Origin of the sequence: Sphaerospermopsis kisseleviana CS-549, assembly GCF_028329225.1 — a bacterium.
Lineage (GTDB): Bacteria > Cyanobacteriota > Cyanobacteriia > Cyanobacteriales > Nostocaceae > Sphaerospermopsis > Sphaerospermopsis kisseleviana.
Genome location: NZ_JAQMTI010000301.1, coordinates 1 through 3,610, shown reverse-complemented (window position 1 = coordinate 3,610; position 3,610 = coordinate 1). Strand labels below are relative to the sequence as shown.

The 3,610-nt window shown below is 38.3% G+C and carries 3 protein-coding genes; 1 reads left to right on the top strand and 2 read right to left on the bottom strand.

All coding sequences use genetic code 11. The features are described from left to right. Positions 1-137 precede the first annotated feature (137 nt). Both PN497_RS23370 and PN497_RS23365 read right to left on the bottom strand, forming a co-directional pair. Entirely contained in the window at positions 138-737 is a 600-nt protein-coding gene (locus PN497_RS23370; protein WP_187039820.1) for a Uma2 family endonuclease, read from the bottom strand. 244 nt (positions 738-981) lie between these two features. Further along, positions 982-1,560 carry a hypothetical protein gene (locus tag PN497_RS23365; RefSeq protein WP_096565812.1) on the bottom strand — a complete coding sequence of 193 codons (579 nt, stop codon included), beginning with the start codon at positions 1,558-1,560 and terminating at the stop codon, positions 982-984. 230 nt (positions 1,561-1,790) lie between these two features. Between PN497_RS23365 and PN497_RS23360 the strand changes: the two genes are divergently transcribed. Continuing rightward, positions 1,791-3,194: a cation:proton antiporter gene (locus PN497_RS23360; RefSeq protein WP_096565814.1), complete on the top strand. Its 1,404-nt coding sequence runs from the start codon at positions 1,791-1,793 to the stop codon at positions 3,192-3,194. Positions 3,195-3,610: the final 416 nt, after the last annotated feature.

Here is a 3,610-nt window from a genome sequence, read left to right as displayed (position 1 = left end):
TCTTTGCCATCTCTTGAAATCCCAAAAAATGCACACTTTTTCCGGTATACCCTTCAAAACCCTTGCACTAATTTCTGTGTTTATCAGCCTCTAACCTTTGATATATCAAGGTTTTAGGTTTATTCAGCAAACCCTATTTAAAAAGACAATTCTTGAAATAACTCTGTCAAAGGAAGATGAAAATTAGGAATCACATCTTCTCCATCAAGACTATCTTCTAATTGTAAAAGCTGTGATGGTTTAGGTTTGCGATAAACTAATACACATTCTTCATCTGGTAATATCACCCATGCTAAACGAGTTCCATTTTCAAAATACTCTACTAATTTATTATGAATTTCCTCAAAAGTATTATTAGGAGAAATAATTTCTACAGCTAAATCAGGAGCGCCATCAAAAAAACCCTTGGGTAATCTCTTTAAACCTTGTAATCTTTCTTTATCAATAAAAGCCAGATCAGGGGATCTTTTGTTACCAGTTTTCATTTTAAAAGCAGTGCTAGAATCGCAAGTTATACCAAGTTTATGTTCGCGCACAAAACCAGTTAAAAAATATCCGAGAGTTAGAGCTAAATAACCATGTTCTAAACCTGAATTTGCCACAATAACTAGCTCTCCATCCACATATTCATAAAGATTTCCGTCCTCCTTTAATAACATAAACTGCTCATCTGTCAAAGTTTGATGATTAGCTGAAGGTTGAATTAATTCAAAATTTGTGGTTGTAATTTGTGTCATTAGATTTAACTCCACAGTTAATGATCAGATACCCGACTTCTGATTGATAATATTTCGTAGTGAGGACTTTAGTCCTCAAATGAGGAATAAATTCCTCACTACAAACTAATCAATCACAATAGGAACACAAGCATAATAAAAAATTATACCAAAAATAAAATAATTGTCACCTGATGTTCACTTAATTTTCACTTAATTTTCACCGGGCGATCGCCTCAAACAATTCCCCTAATTCCCAGAAACATCATATCTCCTTCGCCAACTTCACCCAATGCTCAATCCCCTTCTTCGTCGGTTGTCTCACATCCCCAAACGTCCAAATATCCCGTTTATGCTGCAATCCATAACTAACATGAATCGGTCTAGTGCTACCATAAAAATACAAAGAATCAAAAGGTAACTTATGCTGTAAAATCCAATCTACCAAACATTCACTAGGTAAATCTGCAATCATAAAATCACAAGCAGCACCCAACCTTTCACAATAATATTTACCATTCTTGTTAATTTCATAACTGATATGCTGATCTAACTTAGGTGCAACCCGACCATTTTTTTCACCTGTCAATGGATCTTTTTTCTCCAAAAACTTTTTTAAATCAGCAGAACAAAAACCATAAGTTAAAATAAACTTGTCCCTGCCGTAATTATCAATAACAGGATCAATGATCAACTTATTTAAATCTTGTAAAGCCGGAATAGTCTCTAGAATATTCTGAGGGAAAGGGTTGATATATTGAGCATATTTTTGATAAGTCTGAGTACAGGTACAAAAATCTTCTAAAGTCAGGTATTTACCTAGTTTCAGTTCTTTCTCATTCATTCCTAGCACCCTTTAGCAAGTAACATCATCATTGTTTACAGCCACACCCTACATAGACCTATCTAATCTATACAACAGAATTTACCCTCTACTGAATTTATATATTGTATTAGCAGAGTAAATATATTAAATAACTTATCGTTTGTGTTAGGACTGCCAATACATGAAGACCTATGAAATAGTTTCCATAACAAGGTACAAATAACTAAAGAAGGATATTCACAGAAGCAATGCAGTTTTTGAACACAATCAACTTTACAGTTCCCCTATTGGCTAATGCCACAGCCACAGAACCCGTAGACAGTTCAATGGTAGTAGCAGCCGTGCTACTGAGTTTAGTAGTAATTTATTTCGCCAGCAAACTGGGAGGCGAACTATCCAACAAAATCGGTTTACCACCCGTTTTAGGTGAACTCGTTGGTGGCGTGCTAGTCGGTACATCGGTTTTGCATCTGTTGGTATTTCCAGAAGGAGGTACAGACAGTTCCAACTCCTTAATTATGACATTCCTGCAAATCACCGCTGGTTTAACTCCAGAAGCAACTCCCCAGGTTTTTGCAGCACAGTCAGAGGTAATTTCAGTTTTAGCCGAACTGGGTGTAATTATCCTGCTGTTTGAAATTGGCTTGGAATCTAATTTAAAAGACTTAATGGAAGTCGGTATCCAAGCTTTTGTAGTCGCAGTAGTGGGCGTAGTAGTACCCTTTGCCGCAGGTACAGCAGGTTTAATGATCATCTTTGGTATCAGTGCAGTACCCGCAATTTTTGCCGGTGCAGCTTTGACAGCTACCAGTATCGGTATTACCTCCAAAGTGCTATCAGAAATAGGAAGGTTAAATTCCAAAGAAGGCCAGATAATTCTCGGTGCAGCGGTAATAGATGACGTATTGGGAATCATCGTTTTAGCCGTAGTTGCTAGTTTGGCCAAAGATGGCGCAGTAGATGTAAGCAACGTCATTTATTTGATCGTGAGCGCCACAGCTTTTCTGATTGGTGCAGTCATCCTGGGTAACATTTTCAATAAAACCTTTGTAGCGATCGCCGATCTACTCAAAACACGCGGTGGAGTAGTTATCCCAGCGTTCATTTTCGCCTTCATCATGGCCTACATTGCTGATGTCATCAACTTAGAAGCAATTCTGGGAGCATTTGCAGCAGGTTTAGTTCTTGAAGAAACCGATAAACGCAAAGAACTACAAAATCAAGTTCTTCCCATTGCGGATATGCTAGTTCCAGTTTTCTTCGTCGCCGTCGGCGCAAAAACCGACTTAGGAGTTTTAAACCCAGCTATTCCCACCAACAGAGAAGGTTTAATTATGGCAATCTTCCTGATCACAGTCGCCATTATTGGTAAAGTGATCACAGGTTTGGCCGTATTTGGTCAACCAGGTATTAACCGTTTAGCCATCGGTGTGGGTATGATTCCCAGAGGTGAAGTAGGTTTGGTATTTGCCGGTGTTGGTGCAGCTAGTGGCGCTCTCTCAAAACCACTAGGAGCAGCAATTATTATGATGGTAATTCTTACTACCTTCTTAGCTCCTCCTTTGTTAAGATTCGTTTTCCCCGAACCAAAAACCGCCGCTACCGTAGATGGTGCTACTGATCCATCATTAATCGGGAGCAACAGCAAATGATGGCAGAATGGAAATCACCTCAAATTCTCAGGAGAGTCTGAATAAGTAAAAGCAGTCTTTGTCCGGTTTGTGCTTGTCCATAATCAACTATGGACAAGTATCTTTTGGCCAATTTTTTCCATGACCCTGAAACGAGACGCAAGCCCCAGGCTTTTAGACATGGGGATAAGTCGATAGGGACTTTAGTCGCATTAAAGCGATTGATGGGCTTTAGCCACATTCAAAATTGTATAGAATAATTCATCCAATCTTGATTAAAACTTCATGTTATTATACAGGACAATATCGAAAATCAGAAAAATGTCTAATTATGGATGCCAACAACACTTAATCAATCCTGATGAAAATTTAGCTGCTATTCTGGAATTTTTGTGTGGAGAATCAGCTAAACTTGCTAATTGCGGAACTTATTACGC